The sequence below is a fragment of the Nitrospina gracilis Nb-211 genome (assembly GCF_021845525.1).
GTDB classification, from domain to species: Bacteria; Nitrospinota; Nitrospinia; order Nitrospinales; family Nitrospinaceae; genus Nitrospina; species Nitrospina gracilis_A.
Window position 1 is genome coordinate 2,510,387 of sequence record NZ_JAKJKD010000001.1, and the last position, 26,997, is coordinate 2,537,383.

General features: G+C 57.2%; 30 protein-coding genes. 8 read left to right on the forward strand and 22 right to left on the reverse strand.

Translation table 11 applies throughout. The features are described from left to right. Window positions 1-7 precede the first annotated feature (7 nt). Complete coding sequence (locus J2S31_RS11815; RefSeq protein WP_237099295.1) at window positions 8-1,144, forward strand: cation diffusion facilitator family transporter; 1,137 nt, start codon at window positions 8-10, stop codon at window positions 1,142-1,144. A gap of 26 nt (window positions 1,145-1,170) precedes the next feature. After that, complete coding sequence (locus tag J2S31_RS11820; protein WP_237099296.1) at window positions 1,171-1,497, forward strand: putative quinol monooxygenase; 327 nt, start codon at window positions 1,171-1,173, stop codon at window positions 1,495-1,497. 7 nt (window positions 1,498-1,504) lie between these two features. Here the strand turns inward: J2S31_RS11820 and J2S31_RS11825 are convergent, their stop codons facing one another. The 12 genes from J2S31_RS11825 to efp all read right to left on the reverse strand — a co-directional run bounded on the left by J2S31_RS11825 (window position 1,505) and on the right by efp (window position 13,188). Beyond that, entirely contained in the window at window positions 1,505-2,605 is a 1,101-nt protein-coding gene (locus tag J2S31_RS11825) for a deoxyhypusine synthase family protein (protein WP_237099297.1), read from the reverse strand. Window positions 2,606-2,711: 106 nt separating this feature from the next. Continuing rightward, window positions 2,712-3,149, reverse strand: coding sequence for a peroxiredoxin (locus J2S31_RS11830; protein ID WP_237099298.1), 438 nt, complete (start codon window positions 3,147-3,149; stop codon window positions 2,712-2,714). A gap of 115 nt (window positions 3,150-3,264) precedes the next feature. Then, window positions 3,265-3,528: a DUF1232 domain-containing protein gene (locus tag J2S31_RS11835; protein WP_237099299.1), complete on the reverse strand. Its 264-nt coding sequence runs from the start codon at window positions 3,526-3,528 to the stop codon at window positions 3,265-3,267. A gap of 5 nt (window positions 3,529-3,533) precedes the next feature. Continuing rightward, window positions 3,534-4,223 carry a 2-C-methyl-D-erythritol 4-phosphate cytidylyltransferase gene (gene ispD / locus J2S31_RS11840; RefSeq protein ID WP_237099300.1) on the reverse strand — a complete coding sequence of 230 codons (690 nt, stop codon included), beginning with the start codon at window positions 4,221-4,223 and terminating at the stop codon, window positions 3,534-3,536. A 40-nt stretch (window positions 4,224-4,263) separates the two neighbouring features. Beyond that, window positions 4,264-5,634, reverse strand: a complete 1,371-nt coding sequence (gene radA, locus J2S31_RS11845; protein WP_237099301.1) for a DNA repair protein RadA — start codon at window positions 5,632-5,634, stop codon at window positions 4,264-4,266. A 65-nt stretch (window positions 5,635-5,699) separates the two neighbouring features. Then, window positions 5,700-7,175 carry a hypothetical protein gene (locus J2S31_RS11850; RefSeq protein ID WP_237099302.1) on the reverse strand — a complete coding sequence of 492 codons (1,476 nt, stop codon included), beginning with the start codon at window positions 7,173-7,175 and terminating at the stop codon, window positions 5,700-5,702. A 167-nt stretch (window positions 7,176-7,342) separates the two neighbouring features. Beyond that, window positions 7,343-8,152, reverse strand: a complete 810-nt coding sequence (gene pal, locus J2S31_RS11855; RefSeq protein ID WP_237099303.1) for a peptidoglycan-associated lipoprotein Pal — start codon at window positions 8,150-8,152, stop codon at window positions 7,343-7,345. A 295-nt stretch (window positions 8,153-8,447) separates the two neighbouring features. Then, on the reverse strand, window positions 8,448-9,797 hold the full coding sequence (locus tag J2S31_RS11860; protein WP_237099304.1) for a hypothetical protein: 1,350 nt from the start codon (window positions 9,795-9,797) through the stop codon (window positions 8,448-8,450). Window position 9,798: 1 nt separating this feature from the next. After that, entirely contained in the window at window positions 9,799-11,193 is a 1,395-nt protein-coding gene (locus tag J2S31_RS11865; RefSeq protein ID WP_237099305.1) for an energy transducer TonB, read from the reverse strand. After that, on the reverse strand, window positions 11,190-11,591 hold the full coding sequence (locus J2S31_RS11870) for an ExbD/TolR family protein (protein ID WP_237099306.1): 402 nt from the start codon (window positions 11,589-11,591) through the stop codon (window positions 11,190-11,192). The genes J2S31_RS11865 and J2S31_RS11870 overlap by 4 nt, the downstream gene beginning before the upstream one ends. 18 nt (window positions 11,592-11,609) lie before the next feature. Further along, window positions 11,610-12,344, reverse strand: a complete 735-nt coding sequence (tolQ, locus tag J2S31_RS11875; protein ID WP_272908802.1) for a protein TolQ — start codon at window positions 12,342-12,344, stop codon at window positions 11,610-11,612. Between the two features lie 268 nt (window positions 12,345-12,612). After that, window positions 12,613-13,188, reverse strand: coding sequence for an elongation factor P (gene efp, locus J2S31_RS11880; protein ID WP_237099307.1), 576 nt, complete (start codon window positions 13,186-13,188; stop codon window positions 12,613-12,615). A gap of 208 nt (window positions 13,189-13,396) precedes the next feature. On the opposite strand from efp, the gene J2S31_RS11885 reads away from it, so the two are divergent. Both J2S31_RS11885 and ettA read left to right on the forward strand, forming a co-directional pair. Next, complete coding sequence (locus tag J2S31_RS11885; RefSeq protein WP_237099308.1) at window positions 13,397-14,059, forward strand: class I SAM-dependent methyltransferase; 663 nt, start codon at window positions 13,397-13,399, stop codon at window positions 14,057-14,059. An 86-nt stretch (window positions 14,060-14,145) separates the two neighbouring features. Beyond that, window positions 14,146-15,819 carry an energy-dependent translational throttle protein EttA gene (ettA, locus tag J2S31_RS11890; protein WP_237099309.1) on the forward strand — a complete coding sequence of 558 codons (1,674 nt, stop codon included), beginning with the start codon at window positions 14,146-14,148 and terminating at the stop codon, window positions 15,817-15,819. Between the two features lie 18 nt (window positions 15,820-15,837). Here ettA and J2S31_RS11895 read toward each other — a convergent pair whose 3' ends face one another. The 9 genes from J2S31_RS11895 to J2S31_RS11935 form a co-directional block, all read right to left on the reverse strand. Further along, complete coding sequence (locus J2S31_RS11895) at window positions 15,838-16,341, reverse strand: c-type cytochrome (protein ID WP_237099310.1); 504 nt, start codon at window positions 16,339-16,341, stop codon at window positions 15,838-15,840. A gap of 79 nt (window positions 16,342-16,420) precedes the next feature. Continuing rightward, entirely contained in the window at window positions 16,421-17,440 is a 1,020-nt protein-coding gene (locus J2S31_RS11900) for a c-type cytochrome (RefSeq protein WP_237099311.1), read from the reverse strand. Window positions 17,441-17,583: 143 nt separating this feature from the next. Further along, complete coding sequence (locus J2S31_RS11905; RefSeq protein WP_237099312.1) at window positions 17,584-18,150, reverse strand: c-type cytochrome; 567 nt, start codon at window positions 18,148-18,150, stop codon at window positions 17,584-17,586. Beyond that, window positions 18,147-18,626 (reverse strand): c-type cytochrome, encoded by a 480-nt coding sequence (locus J2S31_RS11910; protein WP_237099313.1) that lies wholly within the window; start codon window positions 18,624-18,626, stop codon window positions 18,147-18,149. Before J2S31_RS11910 ends, J2S31_RS11905 begins: the two co-directional genes overlap by 4 nt. 43 nt (window positions 18,627-18,669) lie before the next feature. Then, window positions 18,670-19,674: a cytochrome-c peroxidase gene (locus J2S31_RS11915; RefSeq protein ID WP_237099314.1), complete on the reverse strand. Its 1,005-nt coding sequence runs from the start codon at window positions 19,672-19,674 to the stop codon at window positions 18,670-18,672. 30 nt (window positions 19,675-19,704) lie between these two features. Further along, the gene (locus J2S31_RS11920) at window positions 19,705-21,117 is read right to left on the reverse strand and encodes an MBL fold metallo-hydrolase (protein WP_237099315.1); all 1,413 of its coding nucleotides are present in this window, start codon (window positions 21,115-21,117) and stop codon (window positions 19,705-19,707) included. A 48-nt stretch (window positions 21,118-21,165) separates the two neighbouring features. Beyond that, window positions 21,166-21,612 carry a c-type cytochrome gene (locus J2S31_RS11925; protein WP_237099316.1) on the reverse strand — a complete coding sequence of 149 codons (447 nt, stop codon included), beginning with the start codon at window positions 21,610-21,612 and terminating at the stop codon, window positions 21,166-21,168. Window positions 21,613-21,708: 96 nt separating this feature from the next. Continuing rightward, complete coding sequence (locus J2S31_RS11930; RefSeq protein WP_237099317.1) at window positions 21,709-22,236, reverse strand: DUF1264 domain-containing protein; 528 nt, start codon at window positions 22,234-22,236, stop codon at window positions 21,709-21,711. A 246-nt stretch (window positions 22,237-22,482) separates the two neighbouring features. After that, entirely contained in the window at window positions 22,483-23,019 is a 537-nt protein-coding gene (locus J2S31_RS11935; protein ID WP_237099318.1) for an Lcl C-terminal domain-containing protein, read from the reverse strand. 166 nt (window positions 23,020-23,185) lie between these two features. Between J2S31_RS11935 and J2S31_RS11940 the strand changes: the two genes are divergently transcribed. From J2S31_RS11940 to J2S31_RS11955, 4 genes are all read left to right on the forward strand, one after another. Beyond that, window positions 23,186-23,839, forward strand: a complete 654-nt coding sequence (locus tag J2S31_RS11940; protein WP_237099319.1) for a class I SAM-dependent methyltransferase — start codon at window positions 23,186-23,188, stop codon at window positions 23,837-23,839. Window positions 23,840-23,965: 126 nt separating this feature from the next. Then, window positions 23,966-24,916, forward strand: coding sequence for a bile acid:sodium symporter family protein (locus J2S31_RS11945; RefSeq protein ID WP_272908806.1), 951 nt, complete (start codon window positions 23,966-23,968; stop codon window positions 24,914-24,916). A gap of 70 nt (window positions 24,917-24,986) precedes the next feature. Next, window positions 24,987-25,268 carry a hypothetical protein gene (locus J2S31_RS11950; protein ID WP_237099320.1) on the forward strand — a complete coding sequence of 94 codons (282 nt, stop codon included), beginning with the start codon at window positions 24,987-24,989 and terminating at the stop codon, window positions 25,266-25,268. Between the two features lie 161 nt (window positions 25,269-25,429). Then, window positions 25,430-26,497, forward strand: coding sequence for a radical SAM protein (locus J2S31_RS11955; RefSeq protein WP_237099321.1), 1,068 nt, complete (start codon window positions 25,430-25,432; stop codon window positions 26,495-26,497). A gap of 16 nt (window positions 26,498-26,513) precedes the next feature. Here the strand turns inward: J2S31_RS11955 and J2S31_RS11960 are convergent, their stop codons facing one another. Next, the gene (locus J2S31_RS11960) at window positions 26,514-26,918 is read right to left on the reverse strand and encodes a peptidylprolyl isomerase (RefSeq protein WP_237099322.1); all 405 of its coding nucleotides are present in this window, start codon (window positions 26,916-26,918) and stop codon (window positions 26,514-26,516) included. Between the last annotated feature and the right edge of the window lie 79 nt (window positions 26,919-26,997).

Consider the following 26,997-nt stretch of genomic DNA (forward strand, 5'->3'; position numbering starts at 1 on the left):
TCAATACGTGAAACCCATCATCACACTGACGCCCGCGACGAAAGCCATCCTGGTCGGTGCGCTCGGCAATTTTGTGTTGTCGGTGATGAAGATCGTCGCCGGCATGGTCGGGCGGAGCACCGCGCTCATCGCCGATGGTGTGCATTCGCTGTCCGACCTGCTGACCGACACGGTGGTGCTGTTCACCTACCGCATCAGCCAGATTCCCGCCGACGACAACCACCCTTACGGGCACGGCAAGGTGGAGAATATCGGTTCCACCATCATCGGCGCGGTCATCATCACCGTGGGCGCCGGTTTGATTTACGAGTCGTGGCACGCCATCCAGGCGGATACCCAGCAGGTACCGACACTGGTGGCCGCCATCGTGGCCGGCCTGACCATTGTCATCAAGGAAGGGCTGTACCAGTACACGCGGCTGATGGGCGAAAAGGAAAGCAGTCCTTCGGTCGTGGCCAAGGCATGGGATCACCGTGCCGACGCGGGCCTGTCGCTGGCCACGCTGGTGGGCATTTCAGGCGCCATGATGGGATACCCGATTCTGGACCCGATCGCCGCGGCGGTCGTCGCCATCGGCATCCTGCACGTGGGGTACGTTATTGTGCGCAACGGGATTCATGATTTGATGGACGCGGGGATGAGTGAGTCGAAGGCGCTGGAAATCACGCAGTTCATCAACAGCGTTCCCGGCGTCATCCGTTCGCACGACCTGCGCTCGCGCAAGATTGGCGGCGATTTTCTTTTGGACGTGCATATCCAGGTGGATCGGGAGGCATCGGTCACGGAAGGCCACCAGATTGCGGAATCGGTACGCCGGCGGCTGATCCGGGAAGAAGGCAATATTCAAGACGTGATGGTGCACGTCGATACCGAAGACGATACAAATTTCGAACCGATCTACCGGATGAACCGCGGCGATTTGATCCGCCTCGCGGATCCGGTGATCAGCGACACGCCCGGTGTGGCCGAGCGCACGCAAATCCGCACGCACTTCCATCACGGCAAGGTCGTGCTGGAAGTGTATGTGAGACTTGAGGCGTCCCTCAGCCGGGAACAGGAAATCCAAACGGTGCAGGGACTCAAGGAACGTCTTTCCGCGTTGGATCACGTGGATGAAGTGCGGGTGTACCTCGAGACCGAATGAGCCTTTATCTTAACGAAAGGAGTTTCATGCCAATCTGCATGACGGCGCGTTACCAGGTGGAACCGGAGATGGTGGAGGAGGTCAAGCGAACGGTGAAGGAGTTCGTGAAGTACATCCGCATCAACGAACCCACCACCCTGTTCTACATGGCCAACCAGGAGATGGGGCGACCGACACGTTTTCTCCACGTGATGATCTTCGAGGACGACAAGGCGGTGGAACGGCACCAGCGGTCACCGGCGACGAGGCGCTTCGTGGACATGGTTTATCCCGCCGCGCTGGAGCCGCTGGAGTTCAACGAATTTTATATTCTGGGGTACAAGGCGACCTACGAGGGAACCGGGGAGGCTTGAACCGGCTTTATTTTTTGACCTTGAACTCTTTCAGATTTTCGCGGGACCACTTGATGGACAACTTCGGCCGGTTTTTGTGCGCTTTTTTCTGAAAAGCCGAGCCAAAGATAAGCGGCAGGGACACGCTGGGCTCTACGAACGCCATGCAGTGATTCGCTTCCCTGTTGATCTTGCCCCAGGACTGCGCCTCCGCCAGAGTGCTGCCACTCAACCCACCCCAGTGAGGAGAATCCGTAGTCATCTGGATCGCGTACTTGTGCCCGCCGGTGTTTTTGCCGAAGATGTAACTCATCACGATCGAATCGTTGATGTAGTTCTTCGGCACGCCGCCCGCCACATAAAACGCCGAGGTGCGTTTGGATTTGCAGACGATCTGCGTGATCTCGTAGTTGTCGCGGATGGAGTCGATGGTGAGCGGCTTCCGGCCCTCCTGCTTGGCAACGTAGTAATGCTCGGTCAACCCGATGCCGATGCTGGAATCGTTGATGGCGGGGCAAAAAATGGGCACGCCTTTTTTGCGCGCGGTGACGAGGATGGATTCCGGATCGTCGATTGACTTCGAAAGGTAATGCAAAAACTCGCGGCTGGAGTAGGCACGCGGTTTCAGCGTATCGGCAAACGAGCCGATCATGGAATCGTAGTATGCGAACTTTTCTTCATCCACATACGTATCGTAGATGCGGTTGATCAACAGGTCGCGAAGAACCCGGTCGTCGGCATGCGGACTGCCGCGATAATGGCCGGATCCTTTTGCCGCATAGTAATCCTGGTACAGAATCGCGCCGGTGGAAACCACCACATCGACCATGTTGTGATGAATGAGATCGCGAATGACCTTCCTCAATCCCGCCGCAATCAACGGACCCGCCAGCCCCAGCATGATGGTCGGACGTTCCTTGTCGGTCAGCATTCTCTCAAAAATGCTGGCGCACATGCCCACATTGCGCGCCTGGATCGACGAGTCTTTGAACGCATCCACCAAGTCGGCCACGCTTTTGATCTGCGCGTAGTCAATGGGTGAAATTTTGGTTTTCAGCAGGTTTTTTTTGAGCTTTTTTTCTTCGGAATCGAGGGGATGAAGACTTTTGATGAAATCTTTGTAGGCCATTTCTACTCCGGTTATTTGCTGATGAAATGGGAATCATAGCCTTCCATTCCTTCAAAATCAAGCCCGGAGAAGAAATGGCAACGGCCCGCACCGCTGGAACACCGCGTCAAATGCGGGAGCACAGGTCGTTAGCGTGGTTTTTCGTGTCCACCTGGTCGATCGCTTCCACAATCTTGCCGTTTTCATCGATAACGTAAGTGATGCGCGCGGCGTACTGATCGTCCTTGCTCTTGATGGCATGGTACGCGAGGGAAATTTCCCGCCCGACGTCGCACAACAGGGGATACGGAAAATTGAATTTTTCGGCGAACGCCTTGTTGTCGGCTTCATTGTCCAGGCTGACGCCCAGGATCGTCGTGTTCTTTTCCTTGAACTGGTCGAACGCATCGCGGAAGCCCTGTCCCTCCATGGTGCAACCGGGCGTGTCTGCTTTCGGGAAAAACCACAGGATCACCTTCCTGCCCCGCAGGTCTTTCAACGTGACGCGATTCCCGTTGTGATCGTTGACCAGAAAATCCGGTGCTTCCGTTCCAACTTGCAGCATCTGTCTCCTCCTTCCAAGAATACGGTCCCAAAGGGTCTGGGCGATGAATTTGACAAGCGACCATTTGATCATTTCAGGATAGGATGCAGGCCCGGTGTCTTGAGGTTTAAAAACTTCACGGACGGCGCTTGCCACCGTCCTTGTCCCCGGTGTCGCCGGGCTTCAGCCCGCGACCGAGAAAGGCTGTAAGATCAATACCATAATACCGGAGAGCGGCCAGCACCAGGGCGCAGGCGGCGGCCTCGTCCAGATTGCCGACGAGAGGCAGGTTGTCGGGGATCAACTCGAAAACCCCGGCGGTGGGGTTGATGAGATAAAGCAGGCCCAGCAGGCCCGCCACGGCCACGAGAATGCGTTTGCTCAGGCTCCGATCCTCCATCGTTGTCACCCGTTTGCAAGCAGTTCGACGATTTTTTCACCCAGCGCCAGGTCTTCCGTCCGCGTGATTTTGATGTTGAGTTCCGAACCGGGAATGATTTTCAACGGATGTCCCAGCCGCTCGATGAGCGATCCTTCGTCCGTGCCGTAGAACCCATCCGCGAGAGCTTTTGAAAACGCTTCCTTGAGCAACGCGTAACGGAACGTCTGTGGCGTCTGCATGCGCCACAACCCGGTCCGGTCCACGGTGCGTTCGACGAACTGTTCCTTGTTCACTTTCTTGATCGTGTCGCTGAGCGGAATGGCGACGATCGCCGCACCGTCCTCCCGTGCGGCGGCAATGGACGCTTCAATGTGTTCGGTTCGCACGAACGGCCGCACTCCGTCATGCACCACGACGAGGTCCGTATCCGCATCCAGCGCCTGGAAGCCGTTATAGACCGAGTCCTGCCGCTGTTTTCCGCCAATCACCACGTTTTTGATTTTGGTGGAAACCGACTCCGCCAACTGCCGCACCATGTCGAGATCGGACTCCGGCACCGCGAGCACGATTTCATTCACCGCACCACACCGTTCAAACACTTCAAGGGTGTGTTGCAGAATGGGTTTTCCGCAAAGGGTCAAAAACTGTTTTGGGACATTCGTTCCCATGCGCACACCCTGTCCGGCGGCGGGAATGACGGCGGCCACTTTCATGATCGTTCCTGTTGCAAGTAAAGAGATGGGATGGTGTCCACTATAAAATCGTTTCCAGCGTTTCAGCAAGCGTTTTCACCCGCACCACGTCGATGGCGGGCGAACCACCACCCGGCGCCTTGCGCGCACTGTGCGGCACCACGCAACGCGAAAACCCGAGGCTCGCCGCTTCCAAAAGACGCGGCTCCAACTGCACCACCGAGCGCACTTCGCCGGTGAGGCCGACCTCGCCGACCACCACCACGCCGGGATCGACGGGCCGGTTCTGAAAACTGCTGGCGATGGCGACGGCGATGCCCAGGTCCACCGCCGGTTCCGACACTTTGATGCCGCCGGCCAGGTTGACGAAAATGTCTTCACCGGCGAGATTCAATCCCAGACGCTTTTCCATGATCGCCACCAACAGCGTCATGCGGTTGGGATCGACCCCGGTCGCCATGCGACGCGGCATGCCGATGGAGGACGACGCACTGACCAGCGCCTGCACTTCGACCAATAAAGGACGCGTGCCTTCCATGGTGGCGACGATGACGGACCCGGTGGTGTCCTGCGGCCGCTCGGCCAGAAAAATTTCCGACGGGTTGCCGACAGGCGTCAATCCTTCCTGCGACATTTCGAACACGCCCATCTCCGGCGTCGCGCCGAACCGGTTCTTGATGGCGCGCAGGATACGATAAGAGTGGCCGCGCTCGCCCTCGAAATACAGCACCGCATCGACGATGTGCTCGAGCGATTTGGGCCCGGCGATGGCGCCCTCTTTCGTGATGTGACCGATGATGACCACCGGAAGCGAGCGCGTCTTGCATTCCTGAAACACCTTGAACGCCACCTCGCGCACCTGGCCGATGCTCCCCGGCGCGGATTGCAGATCCACGGTGTAAAACGTCTGGATGGAATCGAGCACCAGCACATCGGGCTTGGCCTGATCGACCAGGCGCAGAACCTCTTCAATGCAGATCTCTGCACCGATGATGAGGTTGTCATCCAGACAACCGAGGCGTTGGGCTCGCAGTTTGATCTGTTCCGGGGACTCCTCACCGGAAACGTACAGCACCTTTTTGCCCGCCTGCGCCACGCGCCACATGCTTTGCAGAACAAGCGTGGACTTGCCGATGCCCGGATCACCACCGATCAACACCAGCGACCCCGGGACCAGCCCGCCGCCCAGCGTGCGGTCGAACTCCTCGATCCCCGTGGGCAGGCGCGAGGACGGCGCTTCCGACACCTGCGTGATGGGTTGCAGGGACGGTGTTTCTTTTTTAATGCGGGGAGCGCGTTTGTGATCCGCCGCCGGGGGCGCGGCTTCCTCCACCAGCGTGTTCCAGTCCTCGCACGCGGGGCATTTGCCCATCCATTTGGGAGCGCGGTGCCCACACGACTGGCACACAAACGCGGTCAGGGTTTTCGCCATGATGGATTCATTCTCGAGTCAACCGGTGGAACCGCAGGTTTGAACCGATACGGAACACGACCTCGTTATTTCTGCAAGAGTTTCAGGATGTCGTCGCCACGGGCAATGGCCACGTTGCCCTTCCGTCGCAGGTCCTCCAGACGGTCGCGGAATTCCTTGTGCGTTTCATTGAGCGACCCGGTCACGGTTTGGATGTTCTGGTTGATCTGGTTCTGATTGCCGAGAACCTGCGCCAGCTTGTCCTGTTCCTGGGCGATGGTTTTCAGGATTTCCACCAGCTTGGAAAGCTTTTCATTGCTCAGGTTCGCCTCGGTGCGGCCCGCATCGATTTTCTGCGACACCGCATCCATTTTCTCGCTGACCTGCGCCGTGCCGGTGAGCATGCTCTTGGTGGTGTCCACCAGCTTGATGAACTTGCCGTCAATCTGTTCATTCAAAAGACGCACCTGGTCCAGCTTCTGGTTCGCCGTGTCCAACTGTTGTTTGGTGGCGGCGTTCTGTGAATCGAGCGATTGCAGTCCCGCCGCGAGTTTGTTCATCTTTTCATCCGAGACCAGCAGATTGCTCTGAATCACTTCCTGCTGTTTGAGCAGTTGCTGGTTCATGACGCGCAACGCCTCCTGCGTCTGCGCGGTTTCGGTGAGGCGCTTGTCCACGATTTCCTTCAACTTCTTCATGGTCTCGCGGGTCAATTCGATGTCCTGCTTGTTCCCCTGCTGGCGCACCGCCACCTCGTCCAGCTTGATCAGCTCCGTCTGCTGTTGCTTCAGGCTGTCGGAGAGGATGTCGATCAGCTTTTTATTTTTTTCCTGATCGCTTTTCTGCGCGACTTCCATCCGCGACACACCGGCGAGAATGTTCTCATCGTGCTTGTTGAGCGTCTGGAACCCGCTGGTCATCACCTGACTGTTCTGCTTTTGCAGGTTGGCCATCTCCGTCACTGCCGTCACGGCACGGCCGATGCGCTGTTCCTGAGCCTGGCCGATGCGGTCCATGTCCTGCGCCAATCCCTTTTGGAGAGCCTGAAAATTATTCTCCAGGTTTTTCATGAACGCCTGCTGATCCACTTTCTGCTGTTCCGCCTGCCGGTTCAAAGCCTCGATCTGACCGGCAAACTGATTTTTCAGATCACCGGTGAGTTTCGCCTCCAGGCTGTTCATCTGGGTTTTAACGCGGGTGATGTCGTCGTCGAGCTTCACGTTGGCTTTCTGGTTGATCACCTGGTTCTGCTCGATGGAACCCTGCAGGGAAGCGAGACTGCTGTTCAGCAGGTCCACCTGCCGGGCCACCTGGTTGTGGCGTTTGAGGGTGATCTCGTTGAGCTTGTTCATCTGCTCCACCAATTGACTTTGCGCTTTTTTCACCGCCGCCAGTTCGGGAAACAGGTTTTCGACGATACGTGTGTTCAGCTTTTTGAGTTCGGCGTGGATTTGTTCATCCGAGACGTCTCCCCCGCCGAACAACTGGGCAAAACCGTTGGAACCGAACAGAAACAAAACAAACAGAGCGGTCAAGAAAATAATCAGAGGCTTGGTTTTCATGGTTTCTTCCCGCGAAAAGATTGGGTTGAAAGTGGATCGGCTTTGTAGAAAAAGACGATGACAGGCTTACAAAAGTCGAAGGCAAAAAAAAAATCGACCGCAACAAGTATACCCTGTTGCGGTCGATCCCTTGAAGAGCAAATTTTCTAACTGCTGAATCGTCAACCTTATTCAGAAATCAGAAAATGCGCGCGGCGGTTGCGCCACCAGCAGTTCTCACTGCTTTCAAAGCAGAACGGTTTTTCTTCACCGTAACTGATGGTGTGCAGACGGCTTTCATCCACGCCCTGAGCGGCCAGGAATTTCTTGGTGGCCAGCGCCCGGCGCTCGCCGAGACCCAGGTTGTAGTTGTTGGTGCCGCGCTCGTCGCAGTGTCCCTGGATTTCCACTTTCGCGTTGGGATTCTGCTTGAGCCATTCCACGTTGGCGCGCAGACGGTCTTTACTTTTTTCATCGAGGTCGAAACTGTCAAATGCAAAATAGACATCTTCCACCTGTGCCGTGGGCTCGAAAGCAAGCAGGCGTGCCTCTTCGATTTTTTCCGGCTCTTCCGGCTGTTCAAATACCTTGGCGGTATCCTCGATAACCGGATTTTCCTGCGGTGTGGCCACAAACGGCTCGTTAGTCATGTCCATCTGTTCGACCTGGGTGGTTGCCTCTTCCTTAGGCGTCTCTACCTGGAAATCCGGAATCGTGGTCGACTCCACCGTTTCTTCCACCGGCTGTTCAGGAGACTCCGTGATGAAAGCACCACTTTCCTCTGTATCCTGAACCTGGATGCCGAACCCCTCTTCCAACTGGGTTTCCGGTTCTGGAGTGGGTTCCGGTTCCACCGACACGGTTTCGACGGGCTCCTCAGGAGGATTTTCCACTTCTGGTGCGAGTTTCTTCGCGCACCCGGTGATCCCTACCGCCAAAATAAAGATGGCAATGCCACAAATCAAACGCATTTCTTTTGCCTTGAGTAAAGTGTTCATAATTTTCAACCTCTTGTTAACGACTCCCCTCTTGTGTTTATGAAGCTATATTATCAAACCGATTCTTGATTTTTTAACTATGCCGTATTTACAGGGAAAATGACTCTAATCATTGTAATCAATTTTGCCAAAAAAACCAAATCCAGTTTTCAAATAAAATTTTTAAAAACAACCAGTTAAGGAATAACCGCCTACCCGGCCGTTTAAACCACCATTTTTCAACCGGAAATCCCTGTAGCCGATTTTACCCGCAGGCCCCCGCTTTGACCCGTGTTGCCACGAATGCATGCAGGGTTCACTGGCTCTCTCTTTGCAGATACCGTCCGGGATAAGGGGACCAGGTTGGGCTGTAACTGCCCTGCGGCAGGTGCGTCAACTGGCGGCTGGGGTTTCCGTTGAACCCTTTGATGTGAATGGATGAATACTGTCCGTGTGCCACGCGGTAGGCCAGAAAACGGCCGTCCGGAGACCACGTAGGCTCTTCCTTGTTGCTGGGCCCCTGGGTGAAAAGCGCCGTTTTTCCTGTTTCTGGAAAGAACAACCGAATCTGATAGTAATCCCCCACCCGCGAAGTATAGGCGATCTTATCGCCATCCGGTGACCAGGCGGGGTTGTCGTTGTACCAGGAATCGAAGGTGATGCGACGTACGCCCTCTTGATCCCCGCTCTCCGCATCCATGATGTAGATCTGCGGACGCCCCGTTCCCGCACGGTCGGAGGTGAACGCAATGCGTTTGCCGTCCGGCGACCAGGTGGGTGAAGTGTCTATATTAAAGTGTCGGGTCAGCCGCGTCAACTCGTTCCACCGGCTGAGCGTGTAGATTTCGGAATTTTCGTCTTTACTGAGCGACAGCGCGATGCGCGAGCCGTCCGGCGACCACGCCGGCGCGGAGTTAAGACCGGGGATGTCCAATAGCGTGCGGCGTTTCTGGCCATTGGTGGACATGAGGACCATGTTCGGGTTGCGGTCACGGTACGAAGTGAACACGATCGTACGCCGGTCCGGCGACCAGTTGGGCGACAACACCACCGATTGCTCGTCCGAAATCTGTTTCATGTTTTCGCCGTCGAAATCGATGGCATACAATTCCTTACCAAAATCGCTGGTGGCGAGAAAACCGATTCGCGTCTCCGCCACGCCGCGCTTGCCGGTGAGCTGGTCCATCAACTCGTCGGCAAATCTCTGCATGATGGTGCGCACATACTCCCGGCCGCCCTGGTAGCGCTTTCCCATCAGGTAACGGTTGTGCACCACATCGTACAGGCGAAAGACAAACTGCACGCCGCCGTTCAATCCTTCAGTGCGGTACTGCACCTTCACCAGCCACTGCGTGCCGAGGCGGCTCCATTCCAGGAACAGGGGACGCGACTGCCCACCCTCGGTGGCCGCCAGGTCCGCATACACTTCGGTTCCCATGGGACGGAACAGCTCGAAGTAACGCAGGTTGGTTTCCAGGATCTGCCGCGCTTCTTTGGCAAGGCCGGTATCCTGCCCCGGTTCGGTTTCGTAAAACGGCGGAATGGCGATCTCAATCTCCGGCGCCGTCTCCTTGTAAAGTTCGAGTTCCACATCCAGCTCGGCCCACGCCGTAACGGGCAGGAAGCATATTGCCAATAGCAAAACGATCTTCAACGCGAATCGCATATTATTTTTTCGCAATGTATTTGAAGTTGATGGTGATATGCAGGTTGGGCTCTTTCAATGCGGGAGGAAAACCGGGAAACGGAGCCGAGTCCTTGACCGCCATGAGCGCCAGCTTGTCCAACTGTTCATCGCCGGAACTGGCCACCAGTTCCGGTTGATCGATGTTGCCTGCACGGAAAATATAAAAAGAAATCTTCACCTCGCTGTGCCCCGCGCCAAGGGGGTTCCTCCAGTTTCTATGAATCTGCTGATGCACACGGCCGACATACTGCGAAAGCGGGTCGGCCGCCTGCGCCTGTCCCACCGGGCCCTGGTACACGAAGGTCTGCTTGCCGGCGGCGCCGGTGCCTTGTCCCTTCACGCCCTTGCCCAGCGTGGCGGACTGCACCGCCCAGATGCGGCTTTTGAATTTCACCGGCTGGGCTTTGAGGGACTCGCCCATGTCAAAGCTGACTTCCACTTCATGTTGCTTGTCAAGCGAGGCGATCTTGTCCAGAACCTGCTGGGTCGATTCCATCTGCTGAACGATGAGCGTTTCAAACTCCTTCGTGTCCGTTTTCTTCTGGATGACTACGGGCTGGCTCGATTTCTTGAGCTTCTGCAACTCCTCCAGTTTATCCAGCAATTCCCTCCGGCCGGTGACCGTGGTGTCCGGCGTGCCGCTTTGGATCTTGCGTTCCACCAGCATGGCGAACTCCAACTCCTCCAGGCTCAGATCCTGTTTCTTCGCAACCGGATTGGGCTTGGGCATTTCAATCGGAACGTGCTTCTCCATCTGCAGGGTGTCGAACCCTTTCAACGCTTCGGTCACGCGCGAAGGCCCCGGCTTCTTTTTCTCCCCCGAAGACTTGGAGGGCGTCTTCAACGCATCCAGTTCGCGCAGGGAATCCTCCAGCAAGGTCGGCGATGATTTTTTATTGACCGTCTGTTTGGCCGTCGGCGGCAGTTTCGCCACCTGGTCGAGTTGTTCCAGCGTGGACAGCGACTGCCCCGCCTTGGTTTTGGACGTGTCGGCAAACGGCAGGCTATCCACCTTCACGCTCTTTTCCCCCGTGGTGAAATTGCTTTTGGGTTCCGGTACGGGCTTCGGCTCCGGTTTGGTCGCCGACGGTTTTTTCACCAGCGGCTTCTGCGCCACCGGAGCCTCCATCGTTTTTTCTTGCTGCGGCGGCACCACGGTTTTCTGCTTCTGCCCTTCTTCCTGCAGGTCGCCGGGTTGCCCTCCCGGAATGGCAGGAACTTCCACCAGCTCCACCGTGAACACGGGCCGGATTTTCTCCTGCACCCATTCGGTCTTCGGCATGAACAGCACGATGGTCAGCATCAGGCAGTGCACGAACACACTGATGACGAGCATCTGGTTGAAATTGTAAAACTGTGAAGAATGCAAACTCATTCGCCCGGCTCGGTCATCATGCCGATGTTTTTCACGCCCGCGCGGCGGATGGTGGCCATGACCTTCACCACGTAACCGTAATCCAGATTGCGGTCGGCGCGGAAATACACCGATCCCTTCTCGTTGTTTTCCAGGTAGCGTTGCAGTTTCTCGCCCAACTGCACCAGTGTCACCAACTCTTCCTTGTCGTAATACACCTTCTTGTTACTGCGGATGGAGATGGTGGGCACGTCCTTCACCTCCACCGTCTCGGTGCTTTCTTCCGGCAGGTCCACGTCCATGCCGTGTTGCATGAGCGGTGCGGTGATCATGAAGATGACCAAAAGCACCAGCATGACGTCCACGAACGGGGTGACGTTGATGTCCGCCATCAGGCGGGGGTCTTTGCGGTAATCCATAACGTGTTTCCTGGGGGATCAGTAATCGACGGGTTTGCGCAGAAAGTCCTTTTCGGACATGAACAGAAAATCGCGGGAAAAGTCGTCCATGCGTGCGGTGAAGCCGCGGATCTTGGCGTTCAGGTAGTTGTAGAACACGACCGCCGGAATCGCCGCGAACAGGCCCGCCGCTGTGGCGATCAACGCCTCGGCGATGCCCGGCGCGACACCGCCGATGCTGGCCGAGCCTTTCACCCCGATCATGCGGAACGAATGCATGATGCCCCACACGGTGCCGAACAGGCCGATGAACGGCGTCGTGCTTCCGGTGGTGGCGAGAAAGTCCAGGCGGTGCGCCAGCCGTTCGATCTCGTGATTGATCGCTTTAGTCAACGACAGGCCGATGCCCTTGAGGTCCTGCTCGGAGAGCGCCACCTCCCGCGCCATTCCGGCTTCGCGCGTCTGCTCGTTGTTGCCGCTGTAGCGATACAGCTCCGAATAGCCGGTCAGAAACACCCGCGCCACCGGACTGTACTTCAGCTTCTGCGAGAAATTGTAGATGTTGACCAGGCTGGAACTCTGGCTGAACACGCGCAGGAAACTCTGGTCCTCCTGCTTGGCTTTGCGGTAAGCGATGAACTTGGTCAGGATGATGGCCCAGGACACGATGCTGAATATGAGAAGCAGTACCAGAACCGCTTTCGCCATGGTGCTGGAACGGGAAACCATTTCAAAGATGCTGAGAGGCATGGTCGATGGATTGAGCGTTTCCATGAAAGAAAAATCCTATGAGTGATGGATGGAACGTGCTTGCGAACTTCCGGGCAGGAACGCCTTAAATTATTTAAAATCAATCATATATTAAAAAAACGCCTTTAGTTTACCCCATTCTGGAGGAGCAATTCAATCAGGGGAATCTGCAAAATAACAAGGGGCGGGAAATTCAGAGGCTTTGTCCCCCAACGGGGGAGGAACCTTGTATTCAAAGACAGAGAAAGAAGAAGAAAGAAACGGGGGAGGGGTGGAGCGGAAAAGGCCAGCTTCAGCCTTTCACGCGTTCCTGGTAAGCGCCGGTGGAAGTGGACACGCGGATGACTTCGCCGATGTCCACGAACTGCGGCACGGTGACAACCAGACCCGTCTCGAGCGTCGCGGGCTTGCCGGAACCGGATACGGTGGCGCCGCGCAATTGCGGCTCGGTATCGACCACTTTCAACTCGACCGTCTCCGGCGGTTGCACGCCGATCGGCCGGCCGTCGTGAAACTCCACGGTCACACGGCTGTTGGGAAGCAGGTACAGCTTCACGTCGCCCAGCACGTCGGCCTCGATGAAAATCTGCTCGAAGGTTTCACTGTTCATGAAGCAGTAGCCGCTGGTCGGGTCTTCGTACAGAAACTCCATCTCCGACTGTTCCAAGGTGGCGCGCTCGATTTCCTCGTCAGCGCGGAACTTGACCTCGGTCTGGGTGCCGTCTTTCAGACTGCGCAGTTTGGCCTGCATGAAGGCGCGCTTGTTGCCGGGGGTGCGGTGCTCGGCCTTCATCACCCGGTACAGGTCCTTGTTATACACGATCACGTGACCGGCACGGATGGAGTTGCCGCTGATGTAGTTCGCCATCTAAAAATTCTCCTGAATGCACAACGATTTACAAAACCGTCCCGCACCGCGCGCTCATACGGACCGCAAGCCGACTGGGTTGGTGAATGTTTACGGGACCTGGAAGAGTGGGATTCGAATCGAATCGAGGACCGATCATATCACAAAATCCGCACAAGCGCACCGGGCCGCATCGCCAAATCCGCGGAATTGTGGCACAATCCGCGTCATGGACTGCCCGCTCTGCGCCGCCCCCACCCGGAGGTTCGCCCACAACCCACAACGCAAATACCGCCTGTGCGACACCTGCCACCTGATTTCCGTGCCGCCCGGGTCACTCCCTTCCCGCGAGGAGGAGGAAACGCGTTACCGCGAACACGAAAACAGCCTCGACAACCCCGGCTACGTCGCCATGTTCATGGACAAAATCCGCCATATAAAGGAACACTGCCCGCGGGCCAGGACGGCGCTCGATTACGGTTGCGGCTACGAACCGGTATTGGCCACCCTGTTGCAACGCGAGGGCTACCGTGCCGAAAAGTACGATTCCATTTTCTTCCCGGATTTGCCTGAGGACAGGCGTTTCGATGTCGTCATTTCCACCGAAACCTTCGAGCATTTCCATGATCCGGCGCGGGAGATGGACCGCATCTGCCAACTGCTGGAACCTGAGGGATCCCTCGCGGTGATGACGCGGTTTTATACGGAGATGAGCCCGGAGCCGAATGCTTCGTCGTTTCTCAACTGGTACTACCAGCGCGACCCCACCCACGTCTGCTTTTACCGGCTGGAGACGTTCGACTGGATCGGCCGCGCCTGGGGCTTTCGGCGCGTGTTCGACAACGGCAAGGATTTCGTCATTCTGCAACGCACAGGCCGGACAGGCGTTTAATTTACCCGTTCCCTCTTGAAAAATTCTCAAAATCAGGGATTATCTAACCTGAACGTTTTATCCACTCCTTCACCACAGAAAGCATCATGGCTGGCGAATATATTTTTTCCATTTCCCAACTGCGCAAAACCTACGGCGCGAAAACGGTATTCGAGGACATCAATCTCTATTTTTACCACGGCGCGAAGATCGGTATTGTCGGCGAAAACGGCACCGGCAAGTCCACCCTGCTCCGCATCATGGCGGGCGAGGACCAGGAGTTCGAGGGCAAGGCACAACCGCTGAAAGGCACGCGGGTCGGCATCCTGCACCAGGAACCGCAACTGGATCCAAACAAAACCGTGCGCGAGGTGGTGGAGGAAGCGTTCGAACCGATCCAGAAACTGATCAACGAGTTCAACGAAGTCAGCGCCAGCATGGCCGAGGCCCTGCCGGAAGAAGAGATGGAACGCGCCATGGAGCGCATGGGTAAGTTGCAGGATGCCATCGACGCGGTGGACGGCTGGGAGCTGGACCGGCAGATCGAGGTGGCGATGGACGCACTGGTTCTGCCGCCCGACGACCAGAAGACCGGCACGCTCTCCGGCGGTGAAAAACGCCGCGTCGCCTTGTGCCGCCTGCTTTTGCTCAAGCCCGATATCATCTTGATGGACGAGCCCACCAACCACCTCGACGCGGAAACCGTTGCCTGGCTGGAGAACACCTTAAAGGAATACCCCGGCAACGTCATCGTCTCCACCCACGACCGCTATTTTCTCGACAACATCACCAAGTGGATTCTGGAATTGGAGAGCGGACGCGGCATCCCGTTCGAGGGCAACTATTCGTCGTGGCTCCAGCAGAAGGCATCGCGCCTGGCGCAGAAAGAGAAGACCGAGTCCAGCCTGCGTAAACGGCTGGAGAAGGAATTGGAATGGATCAACACCAATCCCGGCGCGCGCAGAACCAAGAATAAAAGCCGCATCAAGGAATTCGAAAAACTGTCGCAGAAAAAAGCCGACAACGGCGACAACAGCCTCGATATCCAGATCGCGCCCGGCCCGCAGCTGGGCGACAAGGTGATTGAGGTGCGCGGCCTCAGCAAGGGCTACGGCGACACGCCCTTGATCGAGGATCTCACGTTTTCCATTCCGCGCGGCGGCATCGTCGGCGTCATCGGTCCCAACGGCACCGGCAAAACGACGCTGTTCCGCATGATCGTCGGCGAAGAACAACCCGACGGCGGCGCGCTGGAGGTGGGGCCGAGCGTGAAACTCTCATACGTCGATCAACACCGCGATGAACTCGATGACAATAAAACCGTGTTCGAGGAAATCACCGGCGGCACCGACCAGATCGAAGTCGGCGACCGCGTCATGAACTCCCGCGCCTACGTCGCGCGTTTCAACTTCCGCGGCAGTGACCAGCAGAAAAAAGTCGGCAACCTGTCGGGCGGCGAACGCAACCGCCTGCACCTGGCGAAACTCCTGCGGCGCGGCGGCAACGTGCTGTTGCTCGACGAACCGACCAACGACCTCGACGTCACCACCCTCGGCAACCTGGAAAACGCAATCCTCGATTTTCCCGGTTGCGTGGTGGTCATCAGCCATGACCGGTTTTTTCTCGACCGTATCTGCACGCATCTTTTGGTATTCGAGGGCAACAGCAAGGTGCGCTGGTTCGAGGGCAACTTCGAAGCTTATCAGGAAGTGCGGCGCCAGGAGCTGGGCGGACGCGAGGAAAACCGCCGGTCGAAGTACAAGAAACTCACCCTGCATTGAGGCCGGGCGGGCGTTCCTTCAAGTCGCGGAAAAACTCCGGATGTAAAGGATCAACTGCCAGATTTCGGTCTCGGAGAGATTCGGATACGCGGGCATGGAGGTGCCCGGCGAGCCGTTCCGGATGATCCAGAACAACTGCCCGTCGGGAAGGGGTTGCATGGTGACGGCGCAGGTGAAGTTGCGCGCCGGCGGCGTGCTTTCGAAATCCGGATCGCCCAAACCGTTGCCCTGCTCGCCGTGGCAGGTTTTGCAGGCAAATGGTTTCGCCGTCTGCTGATACAGCATCTCTCCCCGCTCCAGGTTTTCAACGGTTGCCTCAAGCGGATTGGCGCGCTTGTAAAATGCCGTGGGCGCGCGCGGCGTACTGCGTTTTTGCGGACAGACGCCCGACGATGAAACACGCGTGACCTGAGCCTCCTGCCTGCCCGTCATGAAGTCCGGCACTTCCACCTCCACGGCGGCGGCGCAGGCGGACAACGCAACCATCCAGCATCCAAGCCCCACCCCGGCAAACTTTTTCATCGTTTAATGTCCTGATAAAAACAAGGGCCTCTCGCAGGCGATCGGTCCATACGAAAGGCCCCCCGGTGTTATTTGCGGTTCATTTTCCCTTGAACGTGGCGCGCAGGTAAGCAATGACATCGGCGAGGTCCTGCGGTGGAAGGGTCAACCCCCAGTCCGGCATGTTCGGCGATTTGCCCACGCTTTTGCCGCCATAATAGATCACGTTGTACAGGTAATCTTCCGGGTAGGCACTCAACGGCAACTCCGCGTGCACGGCGGGTTTCGGATCGAGTCCCGCCGCACCCACGCCATCGCCCTTGCCTTTCGGTCCGTGGCACTGGGCGCAATAAATCCCGTACAATTTTTTACCGTTGTCCACGCTGGCGTTCTTGAAATGTTTTGAGGTCCACGGCTCGTAGAATTTGAAATCCGGGTTGCCAAGGGTCATCAGGTAGCCGACGAGGTAGCGGACCCCCAACCCACTCAGGTCCGCCAGGTATTCCCCGCTGTGCGGCGTGAAATCCTGCGGGTTGAGCGCAAAACGGTAGAGCCAGTCCACATCATACCGATTGCCCGCATCGTAGAGGGTGACGCTGATAGGCCCGCCGATTTTCTTTCCATCCTCATCCTTGATCTGGTGACAGCCGAAGCAGGAATACTGCCGGTAGATCTGCTCGCCGAACTGCCGCTCCATCGCGTTGAAGTCGGAAAGATCGATGGCGTTTTCCTTGACGCGCGGGTCGCGGTGATGTTTTTCCATGTAATCCGCCACCGCCTCCGCCTGCTTTTTGGACAGGGTCATGTGTTTGGCCGGAGTCCGGCTCTCATCCCAGCGGTAGCCGTTGGGGTACAGGTTTTCCTCCTTACCCATCAGCCAGCCCACCAGCCAGCCGCGCTGGTACTTGACGCCGCCCCACATGAGATCGGGCGCCTGGAGATTGAATTTCGACTCCGGCTTGCCCCGGAACTTATGACAGTTGGAACACTTGTTTTCGATGAGGTCTTTGGCGAGGGACTCATCCGCCGCGCCAACCGAGGGAGTTGGCAGGAACAGCAACAGCAGAAAAGCGGAAACGACAAGACGAAAACCCGGTCGGGATACAGGCAGACCATTCATAGCACAGCTCCTTTCAAAATCCACAAACCTTCCACATTGCAGGAGCCTGAACTCCTGCAATGTGGAAGTATTCAAAGGACGGGTCGTGTGACCAGCCCGGTACGCGGTTTTGAATGGGTTTGGCCAAATGGCAAACCCGGAACTTATTTCGCCATCTGGCGAATGTAGAGGATCACCTTCCACACCTCGTTCTCATCCATGAACGGATACGGCGGCATGCCCGTGGGCGTACCGTTCTTGATGATCCAGAACATCTGGCCGTCGGTGATTTCCTGCATGGTTTCCGCGCAGGTGAAATTGCGCGGCATGGCGTTCAGTCCCTGCGCCATCATGCCCATGCCGTTGCCCGAAGGACCATGGCACACCTTGCAGGCGGTGGGTTCCGCCGTCCACTGATACAACGACTCGCCCTTCATCAGGTTTTCTTCCGTCGGCTTGAGCGGGTTTTTCAGGCTGTACACCGTTTTTGGCGCCTGGGGCGCGGTGCGGGTTTGCGGACAGATGCCCTTGCCGCCGCGACCCATACCGTGGTGCAGACCATGACGCTCGTGGTCCCCGCCGTGTGGACGGCCCTGGTGCATGGCCAGTTGCAATGTTTCGTTAACTCCGGGATCCGGAGCCTCTGCGTATGAAAACTGCGGCCAGGCCGCGAAGCTGGTAGCGAGCAGGGACAAGGTAAAAGCCCTCGCCCAGAAATTACTTTGGTTCATGGTCCCCCTTGTTCGTTGGTTGAATCCACTTTTGAAAAGTTTCTGATATATAAAATCAACTGCCAGATCTGATCCACATCCAGAGATCTAAACGCCGGCATCACCGTTCCCGGCGAGCCATTGCGGATCACCCAGAAAAGCTGTCCGTCCGGCAGGTCCTTCATGGTTTGAAAGCAGGTGAAGTTGCGCGGCTTTGGGTGCACAGCCTTGAACATGATACCCAAACCGTTCCCAGACAGCCCGTGGCATAACCGGCAGGCATGCGGCTGGGCATCGAAATGAAACAGCGTTTTGCCCGCCAGGATGTTGGCTTCCGTCGGCTCCAGCGGGTTTTCCAGGTCCAGGTATTCCTGCGGCGCCGTGGGGGTTTGCCGGGTTTGCGGGCAAATGCCCGTGTGGTCCGGCACGTCCATCAAACCCGGCGGGGCGGCAGGAACCAGCAACAAGCCCACGAGCATCAGGTCGAGTATCTGCATGGTTCCCCTTCCTCCGTCCGCACTAAAAGACGGGCAAACACGGTTAATTATCCGGCGGCAACTCCGGCACCGCCACGTTGATCGGTTCGCCTTCCAACGCCTTCATGAATTCCACAAGATCGTTCACTTCCTGCTTGCTCAAGTCCAACGGCGTGATGAAGGGACTGATGTTTTCCTTCGCGTCGCCGCCGCGGTTGTAAAACTCGATCACTTCCTTCAGCGTTTTTTCACTGCCGTCATGCATGTACGGAGCCGAGCGGCTGATGTGCCGCAGGCCCGGCGTCTTGAACGCACCCTTGTCCGAACCTTCCTTGGTGACCTGGTACCGTCCCGGATCACTGCTCTTCACGCCGATATTGTGGAACTTGCTGTCGGTGAAGGCGGGTCCGTTGTGGCAGATGGAACACTTGGCCTTGCCGAAGAACAGGTTCATGCCGTTGACGGCGGACTTGGACATCGCTTTTTTATCGCCCTTCATATATTTGTCGTACGGCGCGTTTTTGGAAACCACCGAACGCTCGAACGTGGCAATGGCTTTGACGATGTTGTCGAGGTTGATGCTGTTTTTGCCGAACACCTTGTCGAACCGTCGAACATAACCGGGAATCGCCTTGAGCTCTTTGATCAACTCATCCACGTTCTGGTTCATTTCAATGTCCGCCTGAATGGGTCCCTTGGCCTGTTCTTCCAGCGAAGGCGCACGCCCGTCCCAGAACTGCACTTCAAAATAACCGCTGTTGATCACCGTCGGCGAGTTGCGCAGCCCCTTGCGGTTGAAATCGTGGCCGATGGGCATCGACAATCCGTCGCTCCAGCCCAGACCGGGATTATGGCAGGTGGCGCAACTGATCCAGTTACTGCCAGACAGACGCGGATCGAAATACAGCATCCTGCCCAGGTCTTCCTTGTCCTTCGACCACGGGTTGTCCTTCGGGTGAGTCATTTTCGGCAGGGGTTCATAAAACGATTCTTCAGCATGTATGGCAAGCGGCGGGGCGGCCCATAAAAGAACCGTCGCCAGCAAAACAGCGGTATGAACGACTTTCATATCTCAGCTCCTGTTAAGTGAACTTCGACGCTACGCTGAGGCCGCCACCAGGTCGCGGACCACGGGGTGATCCGGCGCAAACGCGCTGAGGCCCCCCAGCAAATTGATGATACCCGCCCGTCCCGCCTTCTGCAACAGACTGCAGGCGATGGTGGACCGGTACCCCCCGGCGCAATGAACCAGGATGTCTCCATCGCGCGGCACCTCGTTCATCCGTTCCTGCAATTCGTTCAGCGGCACGTTCAGGGCGTCCCGGATATGGCCTTCGTTGTATTCCGTGGACGACCGCACATCCAGAACCCGCACCTTGCGGCCTTCGGCCTTGGCACGGTCCCAATCCTCCACGGTCCAACCGGGGGTGCCTTGCACGAGGTCCGGTCGATCGGCCAGAGCCTTCATGCCGTCTTTTAAAAATCCCGATACCTGGTCGAAGCCGATGCGTCCCAGGCGCATTTCGGATTCGTACTCGGTTCCCGGTTCGGTGATGAGCACGATGGGGATGTCCGGCTTCAGCACGATGCCCGCCCAGGTGGCGAACTTGCCGCCCAGGCCCACCTGCACGGCGCCTTTCAGATGGGCGGCGTTGAATTCCGTCTCCGGCCGCGTGTCCAGAACCTGCGCGCCTTTTTTTTGCAGAGCCAGCAGTGCATCCAGCGTCAATTCCTTCATCCCGGTTTCGAGGGAACGGTCCAGGGTGAGTCTTTCTTTGCGGTTCAGTTGCGCATCGTAAGGAAAGTATTCCGGTGCGGCGGGAAGTTTTTCCGTCATCATGCGGATGAAGGTGGGACGATCCATGGGTTGCAGAGCGTAGTTGAAGCGTTTCTGGTCGCCGATGGTGCTCACCGTTTCATCGCTCAGGTTCTTGCCGCAAAGCGACCCCGCCCCGTGCGCCGGATACACCAGCGTCTCGTCCGGCAGTTTCATGAGTTTGCCGCGCAGGGAATCGTACATCATCGACGCCAGCTCTTCGGCGGTGATGCCGATGGAGGCCATGAGGTCCGGCCGGCCGACATCGCCGATGAACAGCGTGTCTCCGGTCAGCACCATCTTCGGTTTGTCTTTATCTTCCTTGAGATCATAGACAAGGATGCAGATGCCTTCCGGCGTGTGGCCCGGCGTTTCCATGGATTCCAGCCGCACGTCTCCCAGCTCCAGCCGGGTGCCGTCCGATTCCGGCACGAACTCGTATTCCGCATCGCCCCTGGCCCCGAGATGGATCGTAGCGCCGCACCGGTCGCGCAATTCCAAGTGCCCGGCCACGAAGTCGGCGTGAAAATGCGTGAGGTACACATGGCGGAGGGTGAGATTCAGTTGGCGCGCGTCTTCGATGTACTGCTCGACGTCGCGCTGGGGATCGACCACCACGGCGGTGCGTGTGGACTCATCCGCGATGAGGTATGAGGCGTGAGCCAGACAACCGAGGTAGTATTGCTTGAAGATCATGACCGATTCCCTCCCGAACAAATCGAAGTTTCCAGACCCCCGGCGTGCTCACTTCTCCGGCTCGCGGAAGGTGCGGATGAACTGGATCACCCACCAGCCTTCATCCTTGGTGATCACCGTCCCCACACGAATCGGCATGCCGGTTCCGGGGCTTCCATTTTCCAGCACCCACATCAACTCGCCGTCGGTGCGCAGGTCCTGCCATTTGGCGTTTGTGAAATCACGCGGTTGATGGCCCGGCAGTTTGACGCCTTTGCCATTGTTGCTGTGGCAAGTGACGCACTGCCCCTTGCCGAAATAAATCTCCGCGCCCTTGTCCACATACTCCTGCCGCGAACGGAACGGGCTTTCCATTTCCTGAATGCGCTCCAGTTCCTCCTCCGGCACACGCGGCGCATAAATGCTGGGATGAAACGCCTGAGCCTCCCTCCAGGCCAACGCTGAGACGATCACGGCAACACAAGACAGAGCGCAAAGGAAGGTTGGAACTTTCATTGAGAGGCCGCTGGAAATAGTTTGATGAAAAATCCCCTCCTCATCCTTCCATCCAGAAGGAGAGGAGGGACTGCAGTCCGAAGTCCGATTCAGGCATTATTCGCCGATTTTACCATGTATGGCTTCCCAATGGCCTACCGACTGGGCGATGCTGACCGAACCATCCGGGATGGGTGCATCATGCGGCCACAAGTGAAAAATGATCCCATCCGTAGCGGCAACATAATCCACCAGATCCTTCACAGCCTGTTCTTCCACCGGATAATGCACCTGCACGCGGCCGGTTTCGATTTCCTGTTTGTGGTCATGCCAGTTTTTTTGGTGCGACCAGCCCGGAATCACCTTGCGCGCCAGTTCCTTGGAAACCATGTATTCCACTTCCGTCATACGCGCATTGGGTTCGGTGCTTTCAAACAGAATGCACTGGATGATGTCTTTGTTGATGGGCTTGCAGTAATGGTGGAAAGGGCCGATCACTTCGCCATCCATGACGTGAGGGGCGGTGACGTGGATGGTGTAACCGTCCAGCGGGCTTGCAGGCGGTTTGTTGTCGCCCGCCGTGGCGCAGGCGGCGGTGGAGATGGTGAGCACGAAAATCATTGCCAGAACTTTGATCGGTTTCATGGACTGCCTCCTATTGGGAAAGTTGGGCCCCCGACTGACAAATGGCCTGAAATGACTCAGTGTTCTTCCTAGTGTACCGAAGCGGTAAAACGGAATACAAGATGAGAAATCACCCTAAAAACAGGAAAGGGCAAGCCTTTTGGCGTCAAGCCGTTATTAAATGAGAAACCATACGGAAGGAGAAAAAAATCCAGCTCGCGGGAAGCAGGGAGCAGGGGGGGGGTGCAACGGGGTCCGGAAACGGGATCAGGGAACGGGTCCCCGCACGGGACGGAGGAAAGCGTCGGGTCCGTTGATTTTGTCCTGGTAGTCTTCACCGCCCCGGTCTTTGTAGGACACCACGATGGCCTTGCCGCCGCGTTCTTCACTGGTCCACGTGCCCCAGCCCGCGCCGTCGGGAAAAATGGGATCGATGAAAATCTTGTCGCCATCTTTATCCGTGTTGCGCTTTCTGCGGTTATACAGGGTCTTCGCTTCTTCCGGCGTGGGCATGCGCCAGTCGTCGTACCCGGCGAAATTCTTGTTGTTCATGCGCTGGACGAATTCCATGGCCGTGTACCAGTTCACCCACTCGCGCTGGGTCTGCCAGTAGTCGCGCTTCATCCACATGAGGCGGGTTTCGGTGTCGAGCACCGTGCCGTCGCCCATGTCCCAGAAGCGCTGGTCGGCGGATTTGGCGACGGGTTCGCGCTGAGGTTTGTCCGCGGCGGTCGCGCTTCCAATCAGGAACAGGCCCGCCAGCAGGGTGACGGTGAAAACAGATATCCAGTTACGGCCATGCATCGGGTTCCTCCGGATGGGCGTTGCAGGTCTCGTGGGTTCAGTCCGATTCGAAAATCGCCTAGAGTGTACAATTCCCACCACCGCAAAGTAAACGGGGAAATCGTCTTGAACCCCTTCGGGGCTTGCAGTAGAATCGTCTGCAACAACCACCCAACGGGAGGCGCGCATGACCCCGTCCACCCTCCGAAAGACGGCTTTCCGATGCCTGCTTCTCGGCATCCTGATCGGAACCTTATTCTCACTCGGGCCCGTTTGGGCTAAATCCCAGGACCAGGAACGCTGGAACAAAAAGTACGAAGTCGATGTGTTCCTGTTCGGCAAGGAGCCGGTTCCCTTTCTCAAAAACAACGCGGGCCTTCTGCCGAAGGGCAAGGCGTTGGACATCGCCATGGGCGAGGGCCGGAACGGCGTGTTCCTCGCCACCCAGGGGTTTGATGTGGAAGGCTGGGACATCTCTCCCGTCGGTTTGAAAAAAGCGCATCACCTCGCCAAAGAGCACAACGTGTCCATCCAGACGAAAGTGGTGGACCTGGAATCCGCCGAGCTTCCCAAAAACGAATACGACGTCATCCTGATGATGTACTACATGCAACGCAACCTGTTCCCGCAGATCAAGGAAGCGCTGAAGCCCGGCGGCATGGCGGTGATCGAAACCTACAACGTCGATTACCTGAAGTATCAGGACTTCCGCCCGCAGTGGGCGCTGAAAACCAACGAACTTCTGGAAGCGTTCAAGGATTTCAAAATCATCCGCTACCAGGCGTATGACGATGGCAAGGAAGCGTATTCCAGCATCATCGCTCAAAAGCCGATGGAGTGATGCGCCCGCCTCGTTCCCGCCGTGCACGGCGGTCCATTATTCCCACCCCGTTCCGATGCCCCAACCCGTGAGGCCCTCCTGAATCCAATCGCAAAAACATTCATCGCGCTGGCCAACGCCTTCCCCTTGTGGGTGGTGGCGGGGGCGGCGCTGGCATTGTGGAAACCGGAAACCGCCACCTGGTTCCAGCCGCACTGGATTCCGTTTTTTCTCGGCATCATCATGCTGAGCATGGGGCTCACACTGACCTGGCAGGACTTCCGCCGCGTGCTGGAATTTCCGCGCCCGGTGATGATGGGTGTCGGCTTGCAGTTCGGCCTCATGCCGCTTTTGGGATTTTTCATCGCCCGCGCGTTTGCCCTGCCGCTCGATTTCATGATCGGCCTCATTCTGGTCGCGTGTTCACCCGGCGGCACGGCGTCCAACGTCGTCGTGTTCATCGCTCGACTGAACGTGGCGCTGTCGGTCACGCTCACCACCTGCTCCACCCTGCTGGCTGTCATCATGACGCCCGTGCTCACCACGTGGCTGGTGGAAGCGCTGGCGCGCGACCTCACCGGCGCGGCCATCCAGGTGGACACGCTGGGGCTTTTGCTCGACACGTTCCAGGTGGTGATCCTGCCGGTGACGGCGGGCGTCCTCATCAACCATTTTTTTCACCGGCAGGTGGAGCGCATCACGCCGTACACGCCACTCCTTGCGGTGTTGTCCATCGTGTTCATTGTCGATTACATCCTCGCCGCCAAGCGCACGGAACTGCTGGAAAGCGGCGGCACGTTGCTTTCTGCGGTGGTCACCCTGCACGCGCTGGGCTTCGTGATGGGATATGTGCTGGCGAGGTGGATCGGCGGCGATGAGATCAATGCTCGCACGGTGTCGGTGGAAGTCGGCATGCAGAACTCGGGGCTGGCAACGGAGCTGGCGCGGAGCAACTTCGCCGCGTTCGGGCTGGCCACGGTGCCGGGAGCGCTGTCCGCTCTCACTCATTGCATTCTGGGCAGTCTGGCCGCCGGGTTGTCGCGACTGGTGCCGCAAGCACCTGGCGAAGAACCACAAACCAGAAAACAGAGGGCTTAATTCCATACCCTGTCTGTGGTATGATTTCGCTATCCAATCGGGTTGTTTTTCGATTCAGAAAGGAGGCATTTTGGCTACCTTTAACGTTCTTATTGTAGCGGAGTTCAATGGCATTGCCGAAGAAGCTGAGAAGGAAGTCTTCCTTCGTCTGGAAGAGGCCTGCTTCGAGCGCATCCCCACCCTGAGCCACGCCTGGGAAATCAAACTGGACGCCCCGGACGAGGCGGAAGCCAAAAACGACGCCATCGAAAAATTCGTCAATGTTTGCCGGACCAATCCCTTCGAACTGCGCATGGTGGTGCAGAGCGGAACGGGACTGGTGATCCGAAGAAAAAAACAATTCGAACCCTGAACCGATTCATTTTCCGGGAGGCTTTTTCCCTGGACCTGTTGAAATTCCCAACCCCGTGGTTGCCCGTACCGGATTTTGCCGGTGCGGTTGAACTTCCCGCTCACGGAGCCCGTTCCTTTTAAGACCGCATGCAAGCCCCCCTCCTGACTGGAGGGCGTGTCATGAACATCATCCTGAACAGTTATTGCAACCTGAAGTGCAATTACTGTTTTGCCGACGAGTACATGGAAGAAACCGTGCGCACGCCCGGCAAGTCCATGGATTTCGATTACTTCATTCACGAGGTGCTTCCGCGCATCCGCAACGCCGCGATCATCAACTTCATGGGCGGCGAACCCACCCTGCATCCACGCTTCACCGACATTTTCTCCCACACTCTGGATGCGATGCCCCGCTTCACCCATCTGGGTCTGTTCACCAACGGATTGATGCCGCAGAAAGTTCTCGAGACCCTGGAATTCGCAATCAGTGTGCATGGCAGTCTCAAACAACATATCTCGACCTTCGTCCTGCTGAACTGGCAGACGCGGGATAACATCTCCGAGGCCAATCACAAGCGTTGTGGAGAGGTGGCGCGGCGTCTTCTACGCCGTAACGGCTTCGGCGTGACCTTCAGCATCAATCTCTATTCCAAGGAACAGGATCTGGAAACACAATGCCGGGAGATCGATGCCATCTATCAGGAAGTGGGGCTGCCCCGCAATCAAAAGTACCGCATCCGCGTCAGCCCGGCGTTTCCCATCGTCGGCAGTATCGACAACACTTATCTGCCCATCCGCGACTACCCCAAAGTGGGCCGCCACATGCTGGACCTGCTCAAAAAATACCCGCAAATGTGTTTCCGGTTCGACTGTTCGTTCCCGCCCTGCTTTCTCGACGACCTGCAAGGGGATGAGGAGAACCTGGTGCAACGGTTTTATTACCACGGCTTCAAACAGGTTCCCGAACTCGAGGAATGGAGAACGCATCAGTTCTATTTCGGCTGTGCGGATGGAAGCCCGATGGACATCGATGCGAAGGGCGACTGCTTCAACTGCTTTCCCTTCCACAACCTGAAGCTGGGAAACATCGATGAGTTCAAAGAGGTCAATCCCATCGCCGAGGCGCGCATGGGATCGAAGTTCCTGGCGCACGTGTTCGAACGCACCAGCGTGAAGGAACCCTGCCGGTCCTGTCCGCATTACATGGTGCGGTGTTCCAGCGGCTGTTTCGCCTACAACTTCACATGACCGGGCCGGAGGGGGATCAGAGGGCCGAGCCGGTGAACTCCGTGGAACGCTCGGCGCCGAATTCGTTGCTGATGATGAGAAGGTGGTGACCCTGCTTGGTCTCAACCGGGCCGTACAGCTCGCCGCGGTTGATGAGCATCTTCTTCACCGCATCGCGAATGAGGTCTTCCAGCTCCCGGTTCTCGAGGACGGGATCGGGAGCTTTTTTGCGCGGGTCGTCCTCGGCCAGCACGATCCAGCCCAGGTTGCCGCCGTCTTCCTTGCTCGGGCACAGGCTGTATTTTTCCGCCAGGCGCATGAGCATCTTCACACGGCCTGTGGCGGTTTTGACTTCGTTGATGGTGGACTTCAACAACTCCGCCACTTCGGGCTTGTCCACCACAATGTGCCGAACCTGAATCTGGTGAGAAAACCCTACCATCTCAACCCCCCAAAAAACTTGATACAAAGATAAAATAACGAATCCCGCCATCGGGATTCCAGTTGATTGTCGAATTGCA